24 protein-coding genes and 1 pseudogene are annotated in these 23,930 nt (G+C 64.0%); 20 read left to right on the forward strand and 5 right to left on the reverse strand.

Translation table 11 applies throughout. The features are described 5' to 3' along the window. From ACRCSW_RS05085 to ACRCSW_RS05095, 3 genes are all read left to right on the forward strand, one after another. Positions 1 to 312: ABC transporter permease subunit (locus ACRCSW_RS05085; protein ID WP_438703128.1), on the forward strand; the 312-nt coding region annotated here is incomplete at its 5' end. Beyond that, complete coding sequence (locus ACRCSW_RS05090; protein ID WP_438703130.1) at positions 309 to 1,310, forward strand: branched-chain amino acid ABC transporter permease; 1,002 nt, start codon at positions 309 to 311, stop codon at positions 1,308 to 1,310. The genes ACRCSW_RS05085 and ACRCSW_RS05090, both read left to right, overlap by 4 nt. A 3-nt stretch (positions 1,311 to 1,313) precedes the next feature. Next, on the forward strand, positions 1,314 to 2,246 hold the full coding sequence (locus tag ACRCSW_RS05095; RefSeq protein WP_438703132.1) for a 3-keto-5-aminohexanoate cleavage protein: 933 nt from the start codon (positions 1,314 to 1,316) through the stop codon (positions 2,244 to 2,246). Between the two features lie 112 nt (positions 2,247 to 2,358). Here the strand turns inward: ACRCSW_RS05095 and ACRCSW_RS05100 are convergent, their stop codons facing one another. Further along, positions 2,359 to 2,487 carry a hypothetical protein gene (locus ACRCSW_RS05100; RefSeq protein WP_438703134.1) on the reverse strand — a complete coding sequence of 43 codons (129 nt, stop codon included), beginning with the start codon at positions 2,485 to 2,487 and terminating at the stop codon, positions 2,359 to 2,361. Between the two features lie 140 nt (positions 2,488 to 2,627). Further along, positions 2,628 to 2,928: pseudogene (locus ACRCSW_RS05105) on the reverse strand (AIR synthase related protein); the annotation flags it as partial. 281 nt (positions 2,929 to 3,209) lie between these two features. Between ACRCSW_RS05105 and ACRCSW_RS05110 the strand changes: the two are divergent. The 3 genes from ACRCSW_RS05110 to ACRCSW_RS05120 all read left to right on the forward strand — a co-directional run bounded on the left by ACRCSW_RS05110 (position 3,210) and on the right by ACRCSW_RS05120 (position 6,723). Further along, on the forward strand, positions 3,210 to 3,599 hold the full coding sequence (locus tag ACRCSW_RS05110) for a putative PEP-binding protein (RefSeq protein ID WP_438703166.1): 390 nt from the start codon (positions 3,210 to 3,212) through the stop codon (positions 3,597 to 3,599). A gap of 164 nt (positions 3,600 to 3,763) precedes the next feature. Then, positions 3,764 to 5,842, forward strand: a complete 2,079-nt coding sequence (locus tag ACRCSW_RS05115) for a 4Fe-4S binding protein (protein ID WP_438703136.1) — start codon at positions 3,764 to 3,766, stop codon at positions 5,840 to 5,842. Continuing rightward, entirely contained in the window at positions 5,839 to 6,723 is an 885-nt protein-coding gene (locus ACRCSW_RS05120) for an FAD:protein FMN transferase (protein WP_438703138.1), read from the forward strand. The genes ACRCSW_RS05115 and ACRCSW_RS05120 overlap by 4 nt, the downstream gene beginning before the upstream one ends. A 142-nt stretch (positions 6,724 to 6,865) precedes the next feature. Here the strand turns inward: ACRCSW_RS05120 and ACRCSW_RS05125 are convergent, their stop codons facing one another. Then, positions 6,866 to 7,744, reverse strand: a complete 879-nt coding sequence (locus ACRCSW_RS05125; RefSeq protein ID WP_438703139.1) for a substrate-binding periplasmic protein — start codon at positions 7,742 to 7,744, stop codon at positions 6,866 to 6,868. A gap of 2 nt (positions 7,745 to 7,746) precedes the next feature. Continuing rightward, positions 7,747 to 8,433 carry a cytochrome c-550 PedF gene (gene pedF / locus ACRCSW_RS05130; RefSeq protein ID WP_438703141.1) on the reverse strand — a complete coding sequence of 229 codons (687 nt, stop codon included), beginning with the start codon at positions 8,431 to 8,433 and terminating at the stop codon, positions 7,747 to 7,749. A gap of 153 nt (positions 8,434 to 8,586) precedes the next feature. On the opposite strand from pedF, the gene ACRCSW_RS05135 reads away from it, so the two are divergent. The 14 genes from ACRCSW_RS05135 to ACRCSW_RS05200 all read left to right on the forward strand — a co-directional run bounded on the left by ACRCSW_RS05135 (position 8,587) and on the right by ACRCSW_RS05200 (position 22,239). Continuing rightward, positions 8,587 to 9,753: an ABC transporter substrate-binding protein gene (locus ACRCSW_RS05135; protein ID WP_438703143.1), complete on the forward strand. Its 1,167-nt coding sequence runs from the start codon at positions 8,587 to 8,589 to the stop codon at positions 9,751 to 9,753. Position 9,754: 1 nt separating this feature from the next. Continuing rightward, positions 9,755 to 10,705 (forward strand): YVTN family beta-propeller repeat protein, encoded by a 951-nt coding sequence (locus ACRCSW_RS05140; RefSeq protein WP_438703145.1) that lies wholly within the window; start codon positions 9,755 to 9,757, stop codon positions 10,703 to 10,705. After that, positions 10,702 to 11,454 carry an ABC transporter ATP-binding protein gene (locus ACRCSW_RS05145; protein ID WP_438703146.1) on the forward strand — a complete coding sequence of 251 codons (753 nt, stop codon included), beginning with the start codon at positions 10,702 to 10,704 and terminating at the stop codon, positions 11,452 to 11,454. The genes ACRCSW_RS05140 and ACRCSW_RS05145 overlap by 4 nt, the downstream gene beginning before the upstream one ends. Then, entirely contained in the window at positions 11,451 to 12,239 is a 789-nt protein-coding gene (locus tag ACRCSW_RS05150) for an ABC transporter permease (RefSeq protein WP_438703148.1), read from the forward strand. Before ACRCSW_RS05145 ends, ACRCSW_RS05150 begins: the two co-directional genes overlap by 4 nt. 13 nt (positions 12,240 to 12,252) lie before the next feature. Then, on the forward strand, positions 12,253 to 12,780 hold the full coding sequence (locus ACRCSW_RS05155; RefSeq protein WP_438703150.1) for a tetratricopeptide repeat protein: 528 nt from the start codon (positions 12,253 to 12,255) through the stop codon (positions 12,778 to 12,780). A gap of 94 nt (positions 12,781 to 12,874) precedes the next feature. Next, positions 12,875 to 12,970 (forward strand): pyrroloquinoline quinone precursor peptide PqqA, encoded by a 96-nt coding sequence (pqqA, locus tag ACRCSW_RS05160; RefSeq protein ID WP_438703151.1) that lies wholly within the window; start codon positions 12,875 to 12,877, stop codon positions 12,968 to 12,970. Positions 12,971 to 12,979: 9 nt separating this feature from the next. Next, entirely contained in the window at positions 12,980 to 13,870 is an 891-nt protein-coding gene (pqqB, locus tag ACRCSW_RS05165) for a pyrroloquinoline quinone biosynthesis protein PqqB (RefSeq protein WP_438703153.1), read from the forward strand. Between the two features lie 5 nt (positions 13,871 to 13,875). Beyond that, positions 13,876 to 14,613 carry a pyrroloquinoline-quinone synthase PqqC gene (pqqC, locus tag ACRCSW_RS05170; RefSeq protein ID WP_438703168.1) on the forward strand — a complete coding sequence of 246 codons (738 nt, stop codon included), beginning with the start codon at positions 13,876 to 13,878 and terminating at the stop codon, positions 14,611 to 14,613. Then, the gene (pqqD, locus tag ACRCSW_RS05175; protein WP_438703155.1) at positions 14,610 to 14,888 is read left to right on the forward strand and encodes a pyrroloquinoline quinone biosynthesis peptide chaperone PqqD; all 279 of its coding nucleotides are present in this window, start codon (positions 14,610 to 14,612) and stop codon (positions 14,886 to 14,888) included. Before pqqC ends, pqqD begins: the two co-directional genes overlap by 4 nt. Beyond that, positions 14,881 to 15,969 (forward strand): pyrroloquinoline quinone biosynthesis protein PqqE, encoded by a 1,089-nt coding sequence (gene pqqE, locus ACRCSW_RS05180; RefSeq protein WP_438703157.1) that lies wholly within the window; start codon positions 14,881 to 14,883, stop codon positions 15,967 to 15,969. Before pqqD ends, pqqE begins: the two co-directional genes overlap by 8 nt. A 171-nt stretch (positions 15,970 to 16,140) precedes the next feature. Further along, on the forward strand, positions 16,141 to 17,904 hold the full coding sequence (locus ACRCSW_RS05185) for a PQQ-dependent methanol/ethanol family dehydrogenase (protein ID WP_438703159.1): 1,764 nt from the start codon (positions 16,141 to 16,143) through the stop codon (positions 17,902 to 17,904). 164 nt (positions 17,905 to 18,068) lie between these two features. Further along, entirely contained in the window at positions 18,069 to 18,758 is a 690-nt protein-coding gene (locus tag ACRCSW_RS05190) for a response regulator (RefSeq protein ID WP_438703161.1), read from the forward strand. A gap of 42 nt (positions 18,759 to 18,800) precedes the next feature. Further along, positions 18,801 to 19,964 (forward strand): FIST N-terminal domain-containing protein, encoded by a 1,164-nt coding sequence (locus ACRCSW_RS05195; protein ID WP_438703169.1) that lies wholly within the window; start codon positions 18,801 to 18,803, stop codon positions 19,962 to 19,964. Between the two features lies 1 nt (position 19,965). Continuing rightward, positions 19,966 to 22,239 carry a PAS-domain containing protein gene (locus tag ACRCSW_RS05200; RefSeq protein WP_438703163.1) on the forward strand — a complete coding sequence of 758 codons (2,274 nt, stop codon included), beginning with the start codon at positions 19,966 to 19,968 and terminating at the stop codon, positions 22,237 to 22,239. Between the two features lie 282 nt (positions 22,240 to 22,521). Here ACRCSW_RS05200 and hisD read toward each other — a convergent pair whose 3' ends face one another. Then, positions 22,522 to 23,838: a histidinol dehydrogenase gene (hisD, locus tag ACRCSW_RS05205; RefSeq protein WP_438703164.1), complete on the reverse strand. Its 1,317-nt coding sequence runs from the start codon at positions 23,836 to 23,838 to the stop codon at positions 22,522 to 22,524. Positions 23,839 to 23,930: the final 92 nt, after the last annotated feature.

Below are 23,930 nucleotides of genomic sequence, written 5' to 3' on the forward strand. Positions count from 1 at the left end.
AAACGCCACATCTTTGCCTGCGCCATGGCTCTGTGCCTGGGCGTCGTTGCCATCGCCGGGGTTTTTCTGGCGATCCGGTCGAATTTCGATCCGTTCATGGGCCCCGGGCGGCTGATCTTCGGCTTCGAGGCGGTGATCATCGGCGGACTCGGCAATCTCTGGGGCACGCTGGCTGGCGGCGTGATCCTGGGGGTAGCGCAGGCCATCGGCGCCGAGATCAACCCCGGTTGGCAGGTGCTGGCCGGACATCTGGCATTCATCCTGGTGCTGGCCGTCCGCCCAAGGGGCCTTTTCCCAAGGATCGACGGATGACCCACGCAATTTCTCGCTCCACCCCCGCCAGCCGCATAGCTGCCGTCATCGCCGTGATCCTGCTGGTCGCGCTGATAGCGGCGCCGTGGTGGGGTTCGTCCTCGACACTTCGGCTGATGGGGGAGTTCTGCATCTATCTGGCCCTCGCCAGCCTCTGGAACCTCTTGGCAGGCTATACCGGCCTCGTCTCGGTCGGCCAGCAGGCCTATGTCGGTTTCGGTGGTTACATCCTGGTCTCGGCCACGCTGTTTCTGGGGATCAACCCGCTGTACGGCATTCCCATCGCCGGGATTGCCGCGGCCGCGCTGGCAGTCCCCGTCGCAGCACTCGTGTTCCGGCTCCAGGGGGCCTATTTCGCAATCGGGACATGGGTCGTGGCCGAAGTGTTCCGCCTGACCGCAAGCCAGATCACGGTGATGGGCGGAGGCTCCGGCATCAGTCTGCCCGCGCCGGCCCTGGCTGCGCTGGGTGGCAAGGCAGCACGTGAAGCGCTGATCTACTGGGCAGCCCTTGGCCTTGGCGTAGGCTGCCTCGCCTTGGTCTATATCCTCTTGCGGTCCCGCGTCGGCCTGGCGCTGACGGCGATCCGCGACTCCGAGGTTGCCTCTGCCAGCCTTGGCGTCCGCATCCAGCGCATCAAATACGCGGTCTACATCGCCGTTGCCGCTGCGACAGCGATGATCGGCGCGCTGATCGCGCTGCAGAAGCTGCGCGTATCGCCCGACGCAGCCTTCAGCGTCAACGACTGGACCGCCTTTGTCATCTTCATCGTGGTGATCGGCGGGATCGGGACTATCGAAGGCCCGATCATCGGCACCATCGTCTATTTCTTGCTGCGAGAGTTTCTGGCCGACTACGGGACGATCTACCTGCTTTTCCTCGGTGCACTGGCCATCGTCGTGATGCTTGCGGCCCCGAAAGGCCTGTGGGGCTATGCGGCCGAGCGATGGGGGTTATCCCTGTTCCCCACCGGCTATCGCGTGACCTGGAAGGACTGATCAATGGCCAGGCGCCCCAAGACGATCATCACCTGCGCCATCACCGGGGCGATCCATACGCCCACGATGTCCGACGCCCTTCCCTACACCGCGGACGACATCGCCTCTCAGGCGATCGCGGCGGCCGAGGCAGGGGCATCGATCCTGCACGTCCACGCGCGCCGTCCCCATGATGGCGGCGTATCGATCGACCCTAACCATTTCGCGGCTTTTCTGCCCCGTATCAAGCAGGCGACAGGGGCGGTCATCAACCTCTCCACCGGCGGCAGCCTCACCAACACCATCGAGGAACGCATCGCCCCCGCGCTCCGTTTCAGCCCCGAGATGTGCAGCCTGAACATGGGCTCGATGAATTTCAGCTTCCACCCGCTGGCAAAACGCTACGACACCTGGAAATTCGACTGGGAAAAGGACTACGTTGCCAATTCCGACAGCTACATCTTCCGCAACACGTTCCGCGATATCGGTAATGTGGCCAGCACGCTTACCCCCCATGAGATCAAGTTTGAACACGAATGCTATGACGTGGGCCACCTCTATAACCTGCGGTTCTGCATGGATATCGGGCTTTTCAAGGCCCCGATCTTCATCCAGTTCATCTTCGGCATCCTGGGCGGCATAGGCCCCGAGGTGGACAACCTGATCTTCATGAAGCGCACTGCAGATCGGCTTTTCGGTGACGATTACCGCTGGTCTGTCCTCGGGGCCGGAGCTGCGCAGATGACGCTTGCCACCACCGCAGCCACGATGGGCGGCAACGTCCGCGTGGGGCTCGAGGACAGCCTGCAGATCGCGCGGGGACGGCTGGCCCGCAACAACGCCGAGCAGGTCAGCAAAGTCCGCCGCATCATCGAAGACCTTGGATGCGAGGTTGCAACCCCCGACGAGGCACGCGAAATGCTGGGGCTGAAAGGCGGCGACCGGGTCGCGTTCTGACCAGGGCGGCGACGTCGCCGTGGGACATGGAGCTCCAAGCACATTTGCACTGCATAGCCCTCGGCTCAAGGAGAGGCGAATTTCGGCCCGGTGCGATCGTGGCAGACGAGGTCTACCAAAAGGTCTTGGCGGTCAGTCCTTGCAGAAGATTGGCGAAGGCCACGACGGTGCCGGCAAGGGTCTCGCACAGTACGAAATGGTCGAAGCACACCAGATAGTTCTCGTCTCGGGCACCCATCACGAAGGCTATTCCCGCACCTGCCTGGCGGCGAGCCGGGCATCCGACACGACCCGAATGGCTGCGAAGTGCCGGGGAGTATTGGCGGCTGGGACGATCCCGGCCGGTCTTGTCAGCAGATGCGGGGCAGTTGCTGGCCAACGCCAAAGGGGACGCGTGCCGCCAACCGCAAGGTCGTTGACGGTCCCGCAGACCGCAAGCTTGCCGATATCGCCGCCCGGGAACTCCAGCGGCGTCACCACGAAACTGTCGGTCGTAAAGGCCAGCCGCGCGCCGGGTTCCTGCAAGGCAGCGGTCATGAGGCGAGCCTGATCCTCGCTGCCGGGGGGGCAGGAAGACCGAGTTGAAGACCTCGTCGATCAGGTGATGCATGGTACGGCCCCCGCCGCCATGGGCCATGGTCACAGGGGTGTCGCGGAGGTGGGGCCGGAGAGGTGCGGTCATGCGGTGGCCTTTCGGATCATGGGAAGGAACGGCCTCGTGCCCAGACCCACGCAAAACCTGGCGACTGCCCCACCCGCCGCTCCGGCAAGGGCGATCTGCGGGTGGGACATGGATGGGGTGATCTGGATCGCCGGGGACGAAGACCGCTATCATGGCGGGGGTCCAGCCGATGACGTTGCCCAGAATCCAACGTCGAAGCGACATTACGTCGCGGGCGGCAAGCCACTGCGCCGCCCCCATCAGCGCACCCATCCCGACACCCATCGCTGCTGCTCCAGGAGATCCCCTCCAACGTGATCCTGGCCGAGGAGTTCGCATCCCGTTTCGACGGCTTTTCCATCGGCTCCAACGACCTGACGCAACTCACCCTGGGCGTGGATCGAGATTCGGAAGAGCTCGCGGCGCTCTTTGACGAATCCGACCCGGCCGTTCTGTGGATGATCGAAAGCCTGGTTGCTCGTGCCCACAAGGCCGGGGCAAAAGTCGGTCTCTGTGGTCAGGCCCCAAGCAATGATCCTGCCTTCGCCAAGCTTCTGGTAAAGGCCGGGATCGACTCGATCTCGGTCACGCCGGACAGCTTCGTTGCCGTGAAACGGCATGTCGCCGCGGCGGAGACGTCAGGCCCGAAAGTAGCCTCCAAAAAGAAGAAGGAATTGGTGTCGGAGGCATGAGGTTCCGGCTTTCGGGCGGGTTCGCAATCATTGCAAGGACCCGCAAGAATGCCGCTGACTGATCCGCATGCCGAGACCGAGGTCGTGTTCGGCGATTGCCTCGCTTACCCTCCCGCGACCTTGGTCGTATGTCGAGGTATCGCCGTCGGGCCTACGTTCGCCCCATGTGGAGGAACGTCTGCCTTGCAGTCCTGACCTGGCTTGGCCTGATCGCGGGTCAGGTCGGTGCCGAACCGCTTGGCCGCGACGGGATGGAGGCGCTGATCGTCGCGCCCTATGCGTTGGGCGAACCGGTCAACGACAAGGGGGTCTGGACGCTTCTCAACTCTGGCGGCGGCGCGGCGGGATATGTGTTCGAGACGGGCGAGCTTGCGCCGCTGCCCGGGTTTTCCGGCGCGCCGATCAACATGCTGGTCATGCTGGACGGCGACGGACGCTTCATCGACGTGAGGCTCATCCACCACAACGAACCGATCTTCGTCTCGGGCCTGGGCGAGGCGCCGTTCCGCGCCTTCCTTGAGCAGTATCGTGGTCATTCGATTGCCGAGCCGCTCGTGGTCGGAACGCCTTATGGCGATGCGGGCGGGGGAAGCGACCTCGTCTATCTGGACGGGGTGACGAAGGCCACCGCATCGGTCCGCATCGCGCATGAGTCGATCCTCGCCGCGACGCTGGCGGTCGCGCGCGAGAAGATGCAGGGGGTGTCGGCAGGGCCGCCCGCCCGCCCGGACCCGGCCGTCGATGAGGCGCTGAGCTGGGACGATCTTGTCGCGGAGGGCCTCGTCGGGCGTCTGATGGTGACGAATGCCGAACTTGATGCCGCATTCGCGGGCACGATCTGGGCGGATGACGATCCGGAGGCTGCAGCCGATCCGCAGGGCATTTTCCTCGACCTCTGGCTTGTCGACCTTGGCCCGCCGTCGATTGCCCGCGCAGTGCTGACGGACGAAAGTCTTGTCGAACTCGACCGGTTCCTTCGCGTTTCGCCCGATGATGAGCCTCTGCTTGTGATCGACGCCGGTCGGCACGGGTTGGTGTCGGAGGATTTCGTCCGCAACACCGCGCCTGACCGGCTTGCCGCCGAACAGGATGGACTGCCGGTCGCGCTGCGCGATGCGGATATGCTGTTTTCGACACGGCAAGAGGTGCCGGAAGGCACCGCGATGATCCTCAGGACGGACAGGCGGCTGGGGTTCGATCCGACGCGGGAATGGACGCTGATCGTGCAGGCGGCGCGGGCGCATGGCATGTTCCAGCCCGAGATCGGATCGGCCCATTTCCGGCTGGACCACGCAAGCGACCCGCGCTTTTTCATCCGGCCCGAAGCTGCCGTGTCGCAGGCCCTGCCGCCGTGGCGCGAGGCAATCCTGAACCGGCAGGGTGATCTTGTCGTGCTGGGGCTGTTTCTTGCCGGGCTGCTGGTTCTGGTCGGTCCAGGGATGCGCCGCCTGTCGCGCCCGGCACTTCTGACGCCGGTGCGCCTTGGCGTTCTGGCGATGACGACCGTGTTCATCGGGTGGTGGGGGCAAGGCCAGCTGTCGATTGTCACGGTGCTGGCGACGCTGCGCGCGGCGACTGGCGGCGGGTCGTTTGCGGTGCTGCTTTACGATCCCTTCTCGCTGATGGTCTGGGGGGTGGCGATCCTGGGTTTCGTGCTTTGGGGCCGGGGTCTGTTCTGCGGCTGGCTGTGCCCGTTCGGGGCGATGCAGGAATTCACCCATCACGCAGGGCGGCTCTTGCGGCTGCCTGAGGTGCAGTTGGGTGGCCTCTGGGACCGGCGGTTGAAGCGGGTGAAATACGCCGCACTCGCAGGGTTGGTTGCGGTTGCCTACATCGCGCCTTCGCATGCTGAAAAGGCCGCGGAGATCGAGCCGTTCAAGACCGCAGTGACGACGTACTTCGTGCGTGAGTGGTACTACGTCGCCTATGCCGCCTTCTGGCTAGTGCTGGGCATGGTGACGTTCAAGCCGTTCTGCCGCTATGTGTGCCCGTTGGGGGCCGTGATGGCAATTGGCGGGCTGTTGCGCGGCCGCGACTGGATTGCCCGCCGCGTCGAGTGCGGCTCGCCCTGCCAGCTCTGCCGCGTGAAGTGCCGCTACGGGGCCATCAAGACGTCAGGAAAGATCGACTATTCGGAGTGTTTCCAGTGCCTTGACTGCGTGCAGATTCACGACGACGCGGCGCAATGCGTACCGCTGGTCCTTGCCGCCCGTGGGCGTGAAATCACGAGGCGTGCGGCATGAACCGGCGGCGTTTCCTTTGCATTACGGCCGCCGCGACCCTGCCGTTTCGTGCTGCGGCGCAGGTGGAATGGCAGGGAACGGCGTTCGGTGTGAAGACGCATGTAACGCTGCAGGGGCCTGCGGGCGAGATCGAGGGCGCACTTGAGGCCGTCAAGGCCGAGGTTGCGCGGATCGAGTCGCTCTTCTCGCTCTACGATCCCGGCGCTGCTCTGGTGCGGCTGAACCGCGACGGTCGTGTCCGACCTGACCCGGATATGCTGGCGCTGCTCGCCCTTGTCGACCGGATGCATCGCGCCACCGGGGGGCGGTTCGATCCGACGGTTCAACCGCTCTGGCGGGCGTTGGCCGAAGGCGGCGACCCGGAACCGGCCCGGGCGCTGATCGGGTGGGACGGCGTGGCATTCGATGCCGAAGGTGTGCGGCTCGGCCCCGGTCAGCAACTTACGCTAAACGGCATCGCGCAGGGCTGGGCGGCGGACCGGATCAGGGCGCTTCTGGCGGTGCGTGGCTTCACCCACGCACTTGTCGACATGGGCGAGCTGGCGGCACTGGGCGGCCCCTGGGCGATCGGGCTAGAGGATCCGATCCTGGGCCTGCATGCACAACACCACATCACTGGCACCGCGCTTGCCACGTCAAGCCCGGCTGCCCTTTCCCTCGGTGGCGGGGAAACTCACATCCTGGGGCCGCGGGGCGAACGTCCGCTCTGGTCGTCAATTACCGTCGAGCATGACCGTGCGGCCGAGGCGGACGCACTATCGACCGCGCTCTGCCTGATGCCGGAGGCCGATATTCGGCGGCTTGCCGTTCCGGGGCTGCATCGGGTGGTTGCGGTGACCGAGGCAGGCGAAGTTGCCACCTTATTGCCGCGCGGTACCTGACTGGGGCTCTACTACGCCAATGCGATGAAGCATTCACTGTGAATCCAGCGTGGTAGCTGGGACGCAGGAGCAAACCGAACCCCCTCACCTTGTCTTTCCGCAACGGCAGACACCCTCGCGACTGCATGTAGGCCCTGGTCTGTCACCGCTCAGGTGGTCGAAAGCTCATGCCCTGCGCTGCAAAGATCGCGGCGATCCGACCGTCGGCCAGAGCGGCCGCGACCGCGTCATCGACGGCATAGCCAAGGTCCCGGTGCTGCTGGTTGATGCCCACGCCCAACGTCCAGTGGCCACGCTCGAAGCCCAGGAGCGGGGGCTCATGCACCTTGAGCCCGACGGCAAGATTGCCCTCGATCTCGCCCTTCGGCCCCATGACCGCCATGACCTCGCCTGCGGCAAGTGCGTCCATCGCCTTCAGGGTCGACCGATAGCGATGCACCGTGTCGCCAAGCGCGCCAACCGAGGTCAGGTAGAAGTCCGAGATCGAGTCGTTCTCCACGCCCACGGTGTCGTAACGGAAGTAGGGGGGCGTCGGTCCCTTGTCGGGATAGTGGGATGCGACGTAGGCGATAGCGACGCCGTCCTGCGCGTACTGTCCCGTGAACACCACTTGCTCGATGCGGCAGGCATAATCGCTGTCGTAAGGCACATGCAGCATCACGTCCGAGACCCGTCCTCCGACGGCAGCACCTTTCCAGACATAGTTCATCAGGTCGGCGTCAAGGTTCTCGCCTGGCTGCACCAACCGGAATCGCGCCTCGACACCAAGCGATTCTGCGATGAGCCTGCCGATCTCGACATCGACGCCAACGGCCTTGCCATCCTGCTCCCACGACCACGGTCGAAAGTCCTCGTAGACCGCGAACTCGATCCAGCCGGAATCGATGATGTCGTCGAATTCGCGACCGACATCCTCGTAAGGCGTGTTCTGCGGCCGTTGTGCCGGGGCCACCGACTCGCAGCGCGGGAAGGCCGGGCCTGCAAGCCCGAAAATCAGTGTGGCGAGGAGCAGGGCGCGCATCGTCAGTTTGCCGCAGACAGCCCGACGGTAAGCGTATCTGCCGCCGCTTTGAAGCTGGCGGGGTCATCGGTCAGCTGGAGAGCCGCCACCCGCGCGGCGCTGTCTGCGACGGGTGCGCCAGAGGCTGTGGCGGCCTCGGATGCGATGACCATCAGCTCGTCGCGCACGGCTGCCGGATCGTCAATGGTGCCCGCTGAAAGCTGGTCGCGGATTTCTTTCAGCCGGTCGATATGGGTATCCAACGCACCGTCATCGGCCCGCGTTTCAATGTAAGTTCGGATCGCCCAGGCCGCCTTCTGGCCGAGAATCTCGCCGAAGGCCGGCATCTTGGTGATGCCATCCTGAGTATACCCGCTCTGGAACCGCTCGACATACCACTCATCGCCATATTCCGACGCTTCAAGATAGCGCACGTCAGGTGCCAGTCCGCCCGAGACAGCGCCAAGCCCGTGGCAGCGGGCGCAGTTCTGGTTATAGCCCGAAGCGCCGACTTCGATCGCCGTTTGCCAGACCTCGTCGCCCGCCTTGTCGGCGCGATATGGGTTCTCGGTCAGCCATTCCTCACCAACTTCGGGAAGTGCATCGGTGTTCACTGCTTGAGGCACGACATCGCCATGCGACCAGACCATTGTCGCGGCCAATCCGACCGCCAACCCCGGCACAAGTCGCAGAAACCCTCGGTTGAGCATGTCTATCCCCCGCTATGCGCACTTGGACCGGTGTTAGCGAGATCGGCGCGGTGCCGGTATTCGACCTTGGTGCCGATGCGGATGCCGGTCAGACGAAGGTCGTAGAGCCTCACGCGCGGAGGTGGGCTAGTTTCGCTGACGGGAGGAGTTTCGATGATCCGCGTGACAGGCCTGATCGCGGCCATCCTGATCGCTGCCGTACCGGCTCGGGCCGAAGTGGTGGTCGAGATCACCTGGCTTAGGCTGGAGGTCGTAATGCCGCCGGTCCTGTCCAACCTTGATCCCATGCCCGAAGACCTCGGTTCGGCGGGCGCGGAGCTTGGCATCGCGGACAACACGACGACGGGCAGCTTTCTTGGTCACAGTTACCGCCTGACTATGGTCTCCGTGCCGCCGGGTGGCGACATCACTGCCGCCGCCCGTGAAGCCCTCGCCCGTTCGCCGTTGCTGATCCTTGACGCCGAAGCCGAGGCGACCCTGGCCGTTGCAGACTTGCCGGAGGCGCAGGGAGCGCTGATCATCGACACGGCCACGGGCGATGCCCGGCTGCGGTCCGAGGATTGCCGCACGAACCTGCTGCACAGCGCGCCGGAAACCGCGATGCGGACAGATGCGCTGATGCAGGTGCTGAAGACAAAGCGGTGGGACGACATCGTGATGATCGCCGGGCCAAGGCCTGACGATCAAGAACTTGCCGCAACGCTGAAGCAGTCGGCGCTGAAGTACGGGATGGAGATTGCCGCTGAAAAAGGTTGGACCTTCGATACCGACCTTCGCCTGTCCGCTTCGGCAGAAGTGTCGCTTTTCACTCAGGACTTCGCGGACTACGACGTCCTTCTTGTGGCCGACGCTGCCGACGACTTCGCCCGCTACGTTCCCGACAACACCTGGCTGCCCCGCCCGGTCGCCGGTTCCGCGGGCCTCATGCCCGAAGCCTGGGCGCCGGTCCTGGAGCAATGGGGCGCCGTGCAGCTTCAGGACCGGTTCGAGACGACGGCCATGCGCAAGATGCGCCCGCGCGATTATGCGGCCTGGGTCGCGGTCCGGACCATCGGCGAGGCGGTGACGCGCACAGGGGCCGCCGATCCGGCGCAGCTACGCGCCTATGTCCTGTCGGATGCCTTCGCCCTTGATGGTTTCAAGGGGTGGCCGCTGTCCTACCGGCCCTGGAATGGTCAACTGCGCCAGCCGATCGCGGTGGTCAACGCCCGCGCGCTTGTCGATATGGCGCCGCTCGACGGCTTTCTGCACCAGTTCAACGAACTCGACACGCTGGGCCTCGACCGTGCTGAAAGCGCGTGTACTGCCTTTGGAGATTGAAATGCGACTGGCTGGCCTTCTTCTGCTTCTCGCGGCTCCCGTTCAAGCGGCCGAGGTCTGGGTCACAAATGAAAAGGACGACACGATCAGCGTGATCGACATCGAAAGCCTTGAAGTGATCCGCACGATTCCGACGGGTGAGCGGCCGCGGGGCATCGTGTTTTCCAAGGACTTTTCCAGGGTCTACATCTGCGCGTCGGATTCGAACGCAGTGCAGGTGATGGACCCCGTGACGGGCGAGATCCTGCACGACCTGCCGTCGGGCGAGGACCCCGAACAGTTTGCGCTTGCACCCGACAACCGCCACCTCTGGATCGCCAACGAAAACGACGCCGTGACGACGGTTGTCGACACCGAGACTCGGACCGTCTCGGCGCAGATTGATGTCGGGATCGAGCCTGAAGGCATGGCCGTTTCGCCAGATGGCAAAGTGGCGATCACCACCTCAGAAACAACGAACATGGCCCATTGGATCGATACGGCGACGAATGAGATATTTGCCAACACCCTCGTCGATCCGCGGCCGCGCTACGCGGAATTCACCCGGGGAGGGTCCGAGCTTTGGGTCTCGGCTGAAATCGGCGGGACGGTGACGGTGTTCGATACGGCCACCCAGGCGGAAAAGGGCAAGATCCGTTTTGCGATCAGCGGCGTGAACGACGATCTGCTGCAGCCGGTCGGGATGGCGGCGACGCCGGATCAGAAGACCGTGTTTGTGGCACTCGGCCCGTCGAACCATGTGGCCGTCGTCAATGCCGAAACGCTGGAGGTTGAAGACTACATCCTGGTCGGACGGCGCGTCTGGCAGCTGGCGTTCTCGCCCGACGCATCGCTTCTGTTCACGACCAATGGGGTCTCGGGCGATGTCACGGTGATCGACGTGGCCTCACGCAGTCCTTTGCAGACGATCAAGGTCGGCCGCTTCCCCTGGGGCGCGGCGGTGCGGCCATGAGCGGTGGGCTGCGGGTCTCGGACCTCAGTTACCGCTTTGGCAGCAAGACCGCGCTTGACGGCGTTTCCTTTGCGATAGAAGCCGGGCAGTTCTGCGCGCTGCTTGGCCCGAATGGCGCGGGCAAATCCACGCTTTTCGGTCTGCTGACCCGGCTGTTCACGACCCGCGACGGGCGTATCGAAGTGGCGGGGCACGATCTTGCACGCGCGCCGCGTGCAGCATTGGCCCGGATCGGGGTGGTGTTCCAGCAGCCGACCCTCGACCTTGACCTGACGGTGCGGCGTAACCTGCTCTACTTCGCTGCTCTCCACGGTATCACCCACCGCGAGGCGGACCTCAGGGCTGCCGCGGCGCTGGAACGGCTTGGCATGTCCGAGCGGGCGGGCGAGCTTGCTCGCGAGCTCAACGGCGGACATCGGCGGCGGATGGAGATTGCACGGGCGCTGATCCACCGCCCCGATGTGCTTTTGCTGGACGAACCGACAGTCGGCCTTGATGCCGCATCGCGAGCCGCCATCACCCGGCACGTGCATGACCTCGCCGATGACGGGATGACCGTCCTCTGGGCGACGCACCTGACGGATGAGGTCTTGCCCCTGGACCGGCTGGTGATCCTGCATCACGGCAGGGTGTTGGCCGATGGCATTGCCGGGCAAGTCGGGCGGCCCCGGCTTTCCGACCGGTTCCTCGCGCTGACGGGGGCCGGTGAAACTGGGCTCCTTGCTCAGAACAAGAGGGGGCTGGCATGACCTGGCTTGTAGCGATGCGTGCCATCCTGCACCGTGAGGCGCTGCGGTTCCTGGGCCAGAAGGGCCGCCTGGTCGCCGCGCTTGTACGCCCGCTGGTCTGGCTGCTGGTCTTTGCGGCGGGCTTCCGCGCAGCACTTGGCCTGTCGATCACCGCGCCGTACCAGACCTATGTGGACTACGAGACCTACATCGTCCCCGGTCTTTGCGGCATGATCCTGCTGTTCAACGGCATGCAATCTTCGCTTTCGCTGGTCTACGACCGCGAGATGGGGTCGATGCGACTGCTGCTGACGTCGCCTCTGCCCAGATGGTGGCTGCTTGCGTCCAAGCTGCTGGCCGGGTCGATGATCTCTGTCATGCAGGCCTACGCGTTTCTGGCTATTGCTTATGTCTACGGCGTGAGGATGCCGCCCTTGGGGTACGTCGCCGCGTTTCCGGCGCTGCTTCTCGCGGCGCTCATGCTGGGCGCGCTTGGGCTGATGCTCTCGTCCTTCATCCGTCAGCTGGAGAACTTCGCCGGGGTGATGAACTTCGTGATCTTCCCGATGTTCTTTCTGTCGTCGGCGCTTTATCCGCTGTGGAAGATGGCCGAAGCCTCGGTCCTCTTGCACAACATCTGCGCCGCCAATCCTTTCACCCATGCGGTCGAGATGATCCGTTTCGGGCTTTATCGTCAGTTCGAACCCGTCGCCTGCGCGGTGACTGTCGGCGCGCTCGTCCTGTTTGGTGCTGCAGCGGTCTGGGGCTATGATCCGGCACGGGGGATGACCGCCCGCCGTGTGTGAAAGGAAACCAGCGATGATCCGGACGGTAGTTGCACTTTTTCTGGCCGCAGCGCCTGCCTTGGCAGACGAGTACGGCGACCTGAACCCAGACGAACTGTCCTTGAGCCGCATCATCGATGACATCGCCCGCGGCGAAACCTCGATGACGAACTGTGCGGCTGGCTACATGATCACCAAGTCCGGGCGGCACCAGACGGCGCGTGCTGTGTTCGAGGCCTGTGCCAACGATGGTTGGACCGGGGCGATGACCTGGATGAGCCAGCTTGACGACAACGGGTTTGGCGCGCCGGAAGACCCGGACGCCGCCGCCGAATGGGACCGCCGGGCCGCCGAGGCGGGTGATCCGGTCGGCAAGTTCAACTACGGTCTCGATCTGATGCGCGGTCGGGGAGTGCCGCAGGATGTGGCGCAGGGGCGTGCTCTGATCGACGAGGCCGCGAGTTTGGGCCTGCCGGTGGCCAGGCGCCTGCAGGATGCGGACTACGATCTAGACGCGGTCACGCCCGACGCTGACAACTGGAAGTACACGCCTGCATCCTGACCGGTGTGGGTAGTCCATCTACGCCTTTGGTCCTATTCGCCCGGCGGCAGGTCACCGATACAGTGTCCTTGCCATATCAATGGGAGGACATGACATGAAGTGGACGAAACCTAAGGCAGTTGAAATCCGTTGCGGCATGGAAATCAACATGTATGGCCCGGCTGAAGACGATGGGCGCGAAGTGCTCTGACGTGTTCTGATGCTGGTGACCGTGCTCGGGGCCGGGGCCGGCGGCGGGCTTCCGCAATGGAACTGCGCCTGCCGGAACTGTGAAAGTGCCCGCGCCGGACTTCTGCCACGGATGACCCAGTCGTCCGTGGCAGTTTCTTCGAACGGCGTTGACTGGGTCGTTCTCAACGCCTCGCCCGATATCCGTGACCAGATCGAACACTGCCAGGCGTTGCGCCCACCCGCCTTGCGGGGCAGCCCGATCCGGGGCGTTGTGCTGACCAATGCCGATGTCGACCATGTCGCGGGGCTTCTGACGCTGCGGGAAAAGACCCCGTTTGCCATCCATGCCACAGCGGAGACCCTGTCCGTGCTCGCCGCCAACACAGTCTTTGGTGTTCTTGATCCGGCTCTGGTTGACCGCCGGGCGATCACGCTGGGTGCTGCGTTCAGCCCGGTCGACGGTCTGACGGTGACTGCTTTCGCGGTTCCGGGAAAGGTCGCGCTGTACCTTGAAGGTGCGGCCCCGGAGACGAAGATGATCGGCGAACAGACAATCGCACTTGGCATATCCGACGGGGTGAGCCGCCTTTACTATGTACCCGGCTGCGCCGACATCCCCGACTGGCTTGTCGAAAAACTGTCGGATGGCGATCTTCTGCTTTTCGACGGCACGGTCTGGGCCGACGACGAAATGGCCGTGACCGGCACGGGCGGCAAGACCGGCGGCCGCATGGGCCATATCGCGATGTCGGGTGACACCGGCAGCCTGGCACGGCTCGCCAGCCTGAAGGACTGCCGCAAGGTCTATGTCCATATCAACAACACCAACCCTGTCCTGCAACCCGACGGCCCCGAACGCGCCGAAGTCAGCGCGCTAGGGTGGACCGTCGCCCATGACGGGTTGGAGTTTCGGCTATGAACGACATGGCAACCGCCCGGGCGGCGTTTGAGGCGCGACTGCGCGCCATCGGCGACGAACGCTATCATGACAAGCACCCGTTCCATCACTTGCTGCATTCGGGCGGCTGTTCGATTGATCAGGTCCGCGCCTGGGTGATCAACCGGTACTATTACCAAAGCCGCATCCCGATGAAGGACGCTGCCTTCATAAGCCGGGTGGAGGATCCCGCCCTGCGCCGGGCCTGGCGGTCGAGGATCGAGGACCATGACGGCACGGCGACGCGCGAGGGCGGCATCGCGCGCTGGCTGAGGCTCGCCGAGGCGGTTGGACTTGACCGCGACTACGTGGCCTCCGCGCGCGGGGTACTTCCCGCCACCCGCTTTGCCGTGGATGCTTATGTCCGCTACGTGCGGGACGAACCGCTGCTGAAGGCCGTAGCCTCATCGCTGACCGAGCTTTTCGCGCCGAAGATTCATGCCGAACGGATCGCCGGACTGCTGGAAAACTACGCCTTCGCCACGCCCGAGACGATCGCCTACTTCCGCCATCGCCTTGATGAGGCACCAAAGGACGTGGCCTTCGGTCTTGGCTGGGTGCTGAACCATGCCGTCACCGCGGCAGATCAGGATGCGGCGGCGGCGGCGCTGACGTTCAAGACCGAAGTGCTCTGGTCGCAGCTCGACGCGCTCTATTCCGCCTATGTGGCCCCCGGAAACATCCCGCCCGGCGCATGGCGTCCCGGCGACGGGATCGTTGCGTGACCGCGGCGGCAATCCCATCGCTGCCGCGGGGCGTGCGGACGCACCACGATCGGGTGCGCGATACCGAAGTGCTGCTTGGGCCTGAGCGGGCACTGATGCTGGACGAAATCGGTGCCGCGATCTTGTCGGAGGTGGACGGGAAACGCTCTGTAGCCGAGATATCGGCGCTGCTGGCCGCGCGTTACGGCGCACCCCCCGACGCCGTGCAGAGCGACGTTGTGGAGTTTCTGGGCGACCTTGCCGACAAGCGGCTCTTGGACATGAGCCATGCCTGAGCCGAGAATCAGCCCACCCACCGCCATGCTCGCGGAACTGACGCACCGTTGTCCGCTGGCGTGCCCCTATTGCTCCAACCCGCTGGAACTGACGGCCAAAGCGTCGGAGCTTTCTACCGATACATGGGCCCGCGTCTTCGCCGAAGCCGCCGATCTCGGCGTGCTGCAACTGCATCTGTCCGGCGGCGAGCCTGCGGCGCGGCGCGATCTGGAGGCACTGGTGGCCCATGCCCGCGCAGCCGGGCTCTACACCAACCTCATCACCTCCGGCGTCGGCCTGACCCGCGCCCGGCTTGAGGCACTGGAGGCCGCCGGGCTCGACCACATCCAGCTTTCGGTGCAGGGCGTCACGCCCGAGGTTGCCGATCTGGTCGGCGGGTACAAGGGCGGGTTCGCCCGGAAGATGGAGGTCGCGGAACACATCGCGGCACTGGGCCTGCCACTCACCCTCAACGCCGTGATGCACCGGCTCAATCTCGACGATCTGCCTGCCACGCTGGCGCTGGCAGAGCGGTTGGGCGCGCGGCGGATCGAGGTGGCCTGCGTCCAGTTCCAGGGATGGGCGCTGAAGAACCGCGGTGCCTTGCAGCCGACGCGCGAACAGGTCGAAAAGGCCAAGGAGATTGTCGCCGAGGCGCGCAGGTCACGCCAGGGCGGGCCGGTGATCGATTTCGTTCCACCGGACTATTACGCTGATTTTCCGAAGGCTTGCATGGGCGGCTGGGGGTCGACCGGCCTGAACATCGCGCCTGACGGCACCGTCCTGCCCTGCCATGCGGCGCAGACTATTCCGGGCCTGCGCTTCCAGAACGTGGCAGAGGCATCGCTGTCGGACATCTGGTATCGGGGGTCGGCCTTCGCGGCCTATCGCGGCACCGACTGGATGCCTGAACTCTGCCGAACCTGCGACCGGCGCGACGTCGATTTCGGCGGTTGCCGCTGTCAGGCGATGGCGATTCTGGGTGACGCGTCGGCGACCGATCCGGTTTGCCGGAAGTCTCCCGGGCGTCAGCAACTCGACGCGCTTCTGATGACCGAGGGCGCGGCCGGTGGCGACCCGGTGCTGATCTATCGCGGTTGATCGTCCGGACCCCGCATCAATCTGCGGGGGCGCCTTTCCACCACCCGGCCATCACCTACGACCAATGTGCAATACCCCCGGCGCATCCCCGGGACGAATACTGCAGGTACTCGGGCACCGATGCGAACCGCACCGGCAGGAGCCGGGACGAATATACAGGGAGGAGATGGAATGAACCGTTTCGTGCTGGCCGCGGTTGCGGCCCTTTGCGCGGCCGGTGTGGCGCAGGCCGAGGTCACTGAACAGGACCTTCTGAATGACGCGACCACGACCGGCGACGTGCTGACCAACGGTATGGGGCGCGACTTGCAGCGCTACAGCCCGCTGAACATCCTGAACAAGGACAACGTGGCCAACCTCGTCCCGGCCTGGGCGTTTTCGCTTGGCGGCGAGAAGCAGCGCGGGCAGGAAACGCAGCCGCTGATCCATGACGGCGTGATGTATCTTACCGGATCCTATTCGCGGCTTTATGCGGTCGACCTCAAGACCGGACAGGAAATCTGGCAGTACGATGCACGCCTGCCCGAAGGCATCCTGCCCTGCTGCGACGTCGTGAACCGCGGTGCCGCGATCTATGGCAACAACATCTATTTCGGCACCCTCGACGCCCGCATCGTGGCGCTTGACCTCAAGACCGGCGATGTCGTGTGGAACAAGGAAATCGCCGAATACAAGGAGGGCTACAGCTACACCGCAGCCCCGCTGATCGTGAACGGCCTCGTCATCACCGGGAACTCCGGCGGTGAATTCGGCATCGTCGGCGAAGTGCAGGCGCGGGATGCGAATACCGGTGAGCTTGTCTGGACCCGTCCGACAATCGAAGGTCACATGGGCACCCTGAACGGCGCAGAAAGCACCATGACCGGGACGCTGAACGCGACCTGGCCAGGTGATCTGTGGAAAACCGGCGGCGGGGCGACCTGGCTTGGCGGCTCTTACGATGCCGACACCAACACCCTTGTCTTCGGCACCGGCAACCCAGCCCCGTGGAACAGCCACCTGCGCAACGCCGGAACCCCGGTCGAGGGCAACGCAGGCGACAACCTCTATGCCGCGTCGCGCCTTGGCATCGACCCGGCTACGGGCGAGATCAAATGGCACTTCCAGACCACCCCTCGCGAAGGCTGGGACTATGACGGCGTGAACGAGGTCGTGGGCTTCGTGGATGCGGAAGGCAACAAGCGCTACGCCACCGCTGATCGGAACGGCTTCTTCTACATCCTGAACCGCGAAGACGGCAAATTCGTCGCTGCCTACCCCTTCGTCAAGGACATCAGCTGGGCCAGCGGCATCGACGCCGAGGGCCGCCCGATCTACAACGAAGACAACCGTCCCGGTGACCCGTCGGCGGCTGCAGATGGTGCAAAAGGCGAGCAGATCTTTGCCGTACCTTCGTTCCTTGGCGGCAAGAACTGGATGCCGATGGCGTACAGCCAGAACACGGGCCTCTTCTACGTGCCTTCGAACGAGTGGGGCATGGACATCTGGAACGAACCCGTCACCTACAAGAAGGGTGCCGCCTATCTCGGCTCCGGCTTCACCATCAAGCCGCTCTTCGAAGATCACATCGGCAGCCTGAAGGCGATGGATCCGAACACCGGCGAAGTGAAGTGGGAGTTCAAGAACCCGTCCCCGCTCTGGGGTGGCGTGATGACTACCGCTGGCGGCCTGGTCTTTACCGGCACGCCTGAAGGCAAGTTCATCGCCTTCGACGACGCGACGGGCGAAGAGCTTTGGTCGTTCCAGACCGGCTCGGGCATCGTCGGGCAGCCGATCACCTGGGAACAGGACGGCGAGCAGTACGTCTCGGTGATTTCGGGCTGGGGCGGCGCAGTGCCGCTCTGGGGTGGCGAAGTGGCCAAGGAGGTCAACTTCCTGAACCAAGGCGGCATGGTCTGGACGTTCCGGCTGCCGAAACAGCTGGCCTCGAACTGACCCATGAATGCCATCGCGCGGGCCTCCGGTCCGCGCGCGCCTGGGCGCCCCGCCATCCGCGGGGCGCCTTTTTTCGTGCCGATCACGCGAATGCTACCTTTTGCCAGTTCAGCAAGTCTCCGGCTCCTGATAGACAGAAGTGTAGCTAGTGTGTGGGTACGAGTATGAACACTGTTCAGAGGGCCGAAGCGGACCTGTGTCTGAAGTCAGCCCTGATCGTTGATGATCACCCGCTTTTCTGTGAAGCCCTGTCGATGACGCTTTCGAATGTCGTTGGCATCCAGTCGATCAGCTGTACCAACCGGCTCGAGCCCGCGCTCGCCGTTCTGGCTGGCAAGCAAAAGCCAAGCGTAGTCGTCCTTGACTTGAATCTGCCGGACGTAAACGGCCTCGAGGGTCTGGTCCGGGTCAAGTCGGTGTCGGGTGATGTGCCCATCGTCGTCGTGTCGTCAATGACCGAGCCACGGATAGTGCGTTCAGCACTCAGGCTTGGCGCGAACGGTTTCGTCCCCAAACACAGCCCGCGTCATGTCTTTCGTGAGGCATTTGCCAAGATTGCCGCAGGAGGTGTCTGGCTGCCCGAAGACATGGCGTTGGAGGATGATGATGCACCCGATCGCGGCATGGAACTTGCGGCCAAGCTGGCGCTGCTGACGCGGCAGCAGGGTCGGATACTCCAACTCATCTGTCAGGGGCTGATGAACAAGCAGATCGCCTTCCTGCTGTCCATCGCCGAAACCACTGTCAAGGCCCACGTGACCGAGATCATGCGCAAGCTCCAGGTCGTCAGCCGCACGCAAGCGCTTCTGCTCGCGAAGGAGGGGAACATTTCCTCCCTATTGCTGAATGACTAGCAAAGGCCTAGTTTGGCCCATCCTCAGTTCTGGGAGGGCGAGGTGCAGGCCAGAAGGGCGCCCCATCGACGTCTGCGTGCGGACCCGGTGACTAGATCCGCCCAAGTCCATGCTGGTCATCCATTTCCGGCTCGAGCGCTTTCCGAACAGCTTGGCCGCGGCCCGTTTTCGCTCGTCACCCTCTTCGTCTCGCCGGACGTCAACCTCGACCTGCTGCTCGAGCGTATGAAGCGAAGCTTTGGCGACACGCCGGTGATCGGTTGCACGACATCCGGAGAAATCCGCGACGGGTACGCCGATGGCACCATCGTCGCTTTGGGCCTGACGAAGGACCATTTTGCCACCGAAACCGTATTGATCGACGACCTCGGGCGGCTTGATCCACAGACCCTCATCCGCGAGCTCAGCCGATCGCGGCAACGGCTTTCGGACAGTCATCCGAACTGGCAGTACGAATTTGCTTTCCTGCTCGTTGACGGGCTTTCGCTCAAGGAAGACGAGTTGGCCGCTCTTCTGTCGGCAGGTCTGGGGCCGGTGCCGCTGTTTGGCGGCTCGGCCGGCGACGGCACCCGGTTTCAGTCGACCTGGCTCTTCCACAAGGAGCGCAAGCTGAACAATGCCGCGTTGCTGACGTTCGTGCGCACCGATTGCCCGATTCGCGTCTTCAATTTCGATCACCTTGTACCGTCGGCACAGCGCATGGTGGTGACCGAAGCCGATCCAGACCGCCGCATCGTCCGCCAGATCAACGCAGAACCCGCGGCGCGCGAGTACGCGCGGCTTCTCGGCCGCGATCCCGACCAGCTGTCACGCTTCACCTTCGCTGCGCATCCCGTCGTCGTCAGAATTGGTGACCGGCACCACGTGCGCGCCATCCAGCAGGTCGATGCGAATGGCGATCTCGTGTTCTTTTCGGCAATTGACGAGGGCGTTGTGCTGACGCTTGCCGAACCGCGCGACATGGTCGAACATCTCTCGTCGTCGCTTGACGGACTGACGGGCCCTAGCGGCAAACCTCAGACTATCCTCGCGTTTGACTGCATTCTGCGAAAGCTTGAGGCCGAACAGAAACAGATGGTCGGGCAGATTTCTAATCTGCTGCAACAGCACCAGGTTGTCGGCTTCTCGACATATGGCGAGCAATACGGTGCGATGCATGTCAATCAGACGATCACCGGCGTCGCGATCTATCCGCCCGGGTCCTGACATGCGGTTGACCGAGACATCCTCTGCACGACTGTCAAACGGGCTTCTCTCCGCGGAAGACGGGCCGGAACGGCGCAACGAAAAGCTTCTGCAGATTGTCGAAGTGCTGATGCGCCATGTCGAGCAGATGGGCGACGACCATGGCGCCGCCTACGCACATTTTCACCGCGCTGCCATGCTCGAGGACCAGGTCAGGCAGCGGACTGCCGACCTCGCAACGGCGCTCGACCTCCTGAACGACTCGAACGCGCAGCTGGGGGCTGCCACCCGCGAAGCCGAAATGGCGCGCAAGAATCTCTCCAATGCCATCGAGACGGTGCAGGAAGGCTTTGCCCTCTTCGATCCGACGGATGTGCTGGTGATGTGCAACTCCCGTTTCGGGATGCACATGCCCGATATCCTCTCAAAGCTGAAATCCGGCCTGACCTTCAATGAATACATCGAGATGGTGTCGCAGTCGCCATACCTTGAGCTCGGCGATACCCAGACGCCACTGACCTGGGCGTTCGCCCGGCGCGAGCGTCACCGCGACCCTCACGTGATCTTCAATGTCCGCCTGAAGTATGATCGGTGGGTCCAGGTCAGCGAACAGCGGACCGCCGACCGCGGCACGGTCATACTGCAAACCGACGTGACTGACCTGATCAGGCTGGAACGGCAGGAGCGATCGAAGCTCCTCGACGATCAGGCCCGGATGATCAGCGCGACGCTTGACCACATAAGTCAGGGCGTTGCGATCTTTGATCCGCAACTTCGCATCGTTGGTTGGAATGCGAGGCTCAGTCACCTTCTTGCCATTCCGGCCGGCCGCATCAGGGCCGGACAGGATTTCGATCTGCTTCTGGAACGGCTTGGTCCGGCCACAAGATTTCCAGGGACGGTGACCCGCGATGCCCTTCTTGCCTGGGCCCGGCAAACGGGGCCAAGGCTGCCTTTGTCGTTCGAGCTGCACAGAGAAGACGTTGTCCTCGAAGCCTTTGGCCAGGAAATGCCGGACCGCGGCTTCGTGATCTCGTTCACCGACATCACGCGCGAACGCGCGACCGCACAGGCCATGGCGCTTGCCAACGAGACGCTTGAGGCACGCGTCGCCGAAAGGACCAACGATCTTGAAGATGCGCTCAAACGCGCCGAACGGGCGAATTCCTCGCGCTCGCGCTTCGTGGCGGCTGCGTCGCACGATCTGCTCCAACCGCTCTCGGCAGCAAAACTGTTCCTGGAATCGGTCAGGGACGAAGTGACCGAAAGCCGCCCCGCAGACACTCTCGCCAAGGCCCAGAATGCCCTGCAGAGCGTCGAAAGCATCCTCAGCGCGCTCCTGGACATCTCGAAGCTCGAACTCGGTGCCGACGAGATCGAAGTGACATCCGTCCGGCTCCTGCCGATGCTGAAGCAGCTGACCGCCGAATTCGCCCCGGCCGCAGCGCGCAAGGGCATCCGTCTGACGATCATGCCCTGCGATCTGATGGTGCGCAGCAATCCCACCTATCTGCGGCGGATCATGCAGAACCTTATCGGAAATGCGATCCGCTATACTGACAGCGGGCGCGTACTTGTCGGTTTGCGCCGCCTGCCGGGTGCTGTGCGGCTAGAGGTGCACGATACCGGCGCGGGGATTCCCGAAAAGGACCACCGCGCGATCTTCCGCGAGTTCCACCGGCTGAACGCCCGCGCCTCCGCTTCCGAGGGGATGGGCCTCGGGCTCGCGATTGTCGAGCGCGCCTGCGTGCTGCTGGACCACCCGCTTTCCTTGAAGTCTGAAGTCGGCCACGGCAGCACTTTCCGCGTCAACCTGGGTCGAAGCTCGCTGGTACGCCCGCCTGAAGCATCCGAGTCTACTGACAGGGTTTCCCTTGCGGATACGGTGTCCGATTGCCTCGCGCTGCTAGTTGAAAACGACATCGACGTTGCCCGTGCGCTCACGCTTCTGCTTGAGAAATGGGGCATCGAAGTGCTGCATGCATCATCGGGCGAAGAGGCGCTCTCAAAGCTCGACGCTCTCGGGATCACACCGGACTTCTGCCTGATCGACCATCAGCTTGGCGACGGAATGACAGGCGTCGAGACTATCGGGGCGCTTCGTGCCCGGAACCCGAGTATTCCCCTGCGTCTCGTAACCGCCAATCGCTCTGCCGAGCTGCAATTGGTCTGCGAGGCCATGTCGATCCTTGTCCTCCACAAGCCTGTCTCCGCCGAAGCTCTGAGCGAGTTCCTGCGCCTTACGTCTGGAAAGGCACATGTGGCAGAGCAGGCTTTGTTGCACATACCGGCTTGAGGTCGCCCCGGCGTCTTCAGCATTCCGTCTCACCAACTCCGCAAGCTTTACCGGTCAACCGATCCGTAGGCCCGCTTGCTTTTCTGATTCTCTGGTCCTGTCTGGACGAGGGAGATTGGATATGACACGGGCCTATTCGACGGATCTTCGGGAGCGTGTTGTGGCGGCGGTTCGGACGGAACGCTCGAAGCCAGTGCGATGGCGGCCGCGAGCAGCTCCCGCACTGGTGCCCGCCCAGTTTTGCCTTTGGCCTGCCGCCCGGCTCATCGAGCGGCGGGCTTGTCAGGCTGCATCGTCGGTGGGGTTCAGGTCGAACCGCTCGCCCGGGTAGAACTTGGCCAGCCGCACGTCGGCAGACCGGGCATGGCCCTCCATCCCCTCCAGCCGCGAAATCCGTGCTGTGGCCAGCGCCAGTTCGCGTGACGCCGCGCGGGTGGCGCGCTGCCAGGTGACGGTCTTCATGAACTTGTGCACCGACAGCCCGCCTGTGTAGCGCCCGGCGCCCGAGGTCGGAAGCACGTGGTTCGGGCCCGAGCATTTATCGCCGTAAGCCACCGTCGTCTCTTCGCCCAGAAAGAGCGAGCCGTATGCCTGCAGACGATGCAGCCACCAGTCCAGATCGGCGGCCTGGACATGCAGATGTTCCGGCGCGTAGTCGTCGGCGACCCGTGCCATTGCCTCGGCGCTGTCGCAGAGCATCACTTCGGCATAGTCGGCCCAGGCAGCGCGGGCGTTTGTGGCGTTCACCTCGGGCAGTTCGGCGATCATTGCGGGCACCAGCGCCATCACCCGCTCGGCCAGCGCACGCTCGGTCGTGACCAGCCAGACCGGCGAGTTGTAGCCGTGCTCGGCCTGCCCGACGAGGTCCCAGGCGACAAGCTCGGGGTCGGCCGTCGCGTCGGCGATGACCATGCTGTCGGTGGGGCCTGCGAACATGTCGATGCCGACCTGACCGTAAAGGATGCGCTTCGCTTCGGCCACGTACTGGTTGCCGGGGCCGACGAGGATGTCGGCCTTGGGCAGGCCGAAAAGGCCGTTGGCCATGGCCGCCACGCCCTGCACGCCGCCAAGGTTCAGGATCACATCGGCACCGCAGAGGTCCATCGCGAAGAGGATGGCGGGCGGGATGCCGACACCGGGGCGTGGCGGCGAGCAGGCCGCGATGTGCGGAACACCCGCGACCTTTGCCGTGGTGATGGTCATGATGGCGGATGCGATGTGGCTGTAGCGCCCGCCCGGCACATAGCAGCCGGCAGAGGAGACGGGGATCTGCTTCTGCCCGGCGATCAGGCCGGGCAGAATCTCGATTTCGCAGTCCGTGATCGTGCCGCGCTGCGCCTCGGCAAAGCGGGCAATGTTGCGGTGCGCGAACCGGATGTCGCCTTTCAGCTTTTCCGGCACCAGCGTCGCTGCCTTTGCCCGGGTCTCGGCCGAGACGACGATGTCGCCCTGCCAGTTGTCCAGATCGCGGGCAAGGCGGATGGCGGCGGCGTCGCCATCCCTCTCGATCTCGTCCAGCATGGCCTCGACGGCGGCGCGGACATCGGTTTGACCGGACTCAGCGGTGAGGGTCGACTTCTTCAGGTAAATCATGGTCATTCAAAGCTCACATGCGGCCCTTCCAAGGCACGATCTTGCGCTCGACAAAGCGCATCAACATGTCGAAGGCATAGGCGATGATCGCAATCACG

Source organism: Tabrizicola sp., from assembly GCF_051645465.1.
Lineage (GTDB): Bacteria > Pseudomonadota > Alphaproteobacteria > Rhodobacterales > Rhodobacteraceae > Tabrizicola.

Excerpts from the sequence above, each read along its gene's own strand:
- ACRCSW_RS05090 (WP_438703130.1), top strand. The coding sequence starts at position 309 with ATGACCCACGCAATTTCTCGCTCCACCCCCGCCAGCCGCATAGCTGCC.
- ACRCSW_RS05095 (WP_438703132.1), top strand. The coding sequence starts at position 1,314 with ATGGCCAGGCGCCCCAAGACGATCATCACCTGCGCCATCACCGGGGCG.
- ACRCSW_RS05115 (WP_438703136.1), top strand. The coding sequence starts at position 3,764 with ATGTGGAGGAACGTCTGCCTTGCAGTCCTGACCTGGCTTGGCCTGATC.
- ACRCSW_RS05120 (WP_438703138.1), top strand. The coding sequence starts at position 5,839 with ATGAACCGGCGGCGTTTCCTTTGCATTACGGCCGCCGCGACCCTGCCG.
- ACRCSW_RS05125 (WP_438703139.1), bottom strand. The coding sequence starts at position 7,744 with ATGCGCGCCCTGCTCCTCGCCACACTGATTTTCGGGCTTGCAGGCCCG.
- pedF (WP_438703141.1), bottom strand. The coding sequence starts at position 8,433 with ATGCTCAACCGAGGGTTTCTGCGACTTGTGCCGGGGTTGGCGGTCGGA.
- ACRCSW_RS05135 (WP_438703143.1), top strand. The coding sequence starts at position 8,587 with ATGATCCGCGTGACAGGCCTGATCGCGGCCATCCTGATCGCTGCCGTA.
- ACRCSW_RS05140 (WP_438703145.1), top strand. The coding sequence starts at position 9,755 with ATGCGACTGGCTGGCCTTCTTCTGCTTCTCGCGGCTCCCGTTCAAGCG.
- ACRCSW_RS05145 (WP_438703146.1), top strand. The coding sequence starts at position 10,702 with ATGAGCGGTGGGCTGCGGGTCTCGGACCTCAGTTACCGCTTTGGCAGC.
- ACRCSW_RS05150 (WP_438703148.1), top strand. The coding sequence starts at position 11,451 with ATGACCTGGCTTGTAGCGATGCGTGCCATCCTGCACCGTGAGGCGCTG.
- ACRCSW_RS05155 (WP_438703150.1), top strand. The coding sequence starts at position 12,253 with ATGATCCGGACGGTAGTTGCACTTTTTCTGGCCGCAGCGCCTGCCTTG.
- pqqA (WP_438703151.1), top strand. The coding sequence starts at position 12,875 with ATGAAGTGGACGAAACCTAAGGCAGTTGAAATCCGTTGCGGCATGGAA.
- pqqB (WP_438703153.1), top strand. The coding sequence starts at position 12,980 with ATGCTGGTGACCGTGCTCGGGGCCGGGGCCGGCGGCGGGCTTCCGCAA.
- pqqC (WP_438703168.1), top strand. The coding sequence starts at position 13,876 with ATGGCAACCGCCCGGGCGGCGTTTGAGGCGCGACTGCGCGCCATCGGC.
- pqqE (WP_438703157.1), top strand. The coding sequence starts at position 14,881 with ATGCCTGAGCCGAGAATCAGCCCACCCACCGCCATGCTCGCGGAACTG.
- ACRCSW_RS05185 (WP_438703159.1), top strand. The coding sequence starts at position 16,141 with ATGAACCGTTTCGTGCTGGCCGCGGTTGCGGCCCTTTGCGCGGCCGGT.
- ACRCSW_RS05190 (WP_438703161.1), top strand. The coding sequence starts at position 18,069 with ATGAACACTGTTCAGAGGGCCGAAGCGGACCTGTGTCTGAAGTCAGCC.
- ACRCSW_RS05200 (WP_438703163.1), top strand. The coding sequence starts at position 19,966 with ATGCGGTTGACCGAGACATCCTCTGCACGACTGTCAAACGGGCTTCTC.
- hisD (WP_438703164.1), bottom strand. The coding sequence starts at position 23,838 with ATGACCATGATTTACCTGAAGAAGTCGACCCTCACCGCTGAGTCCGGT.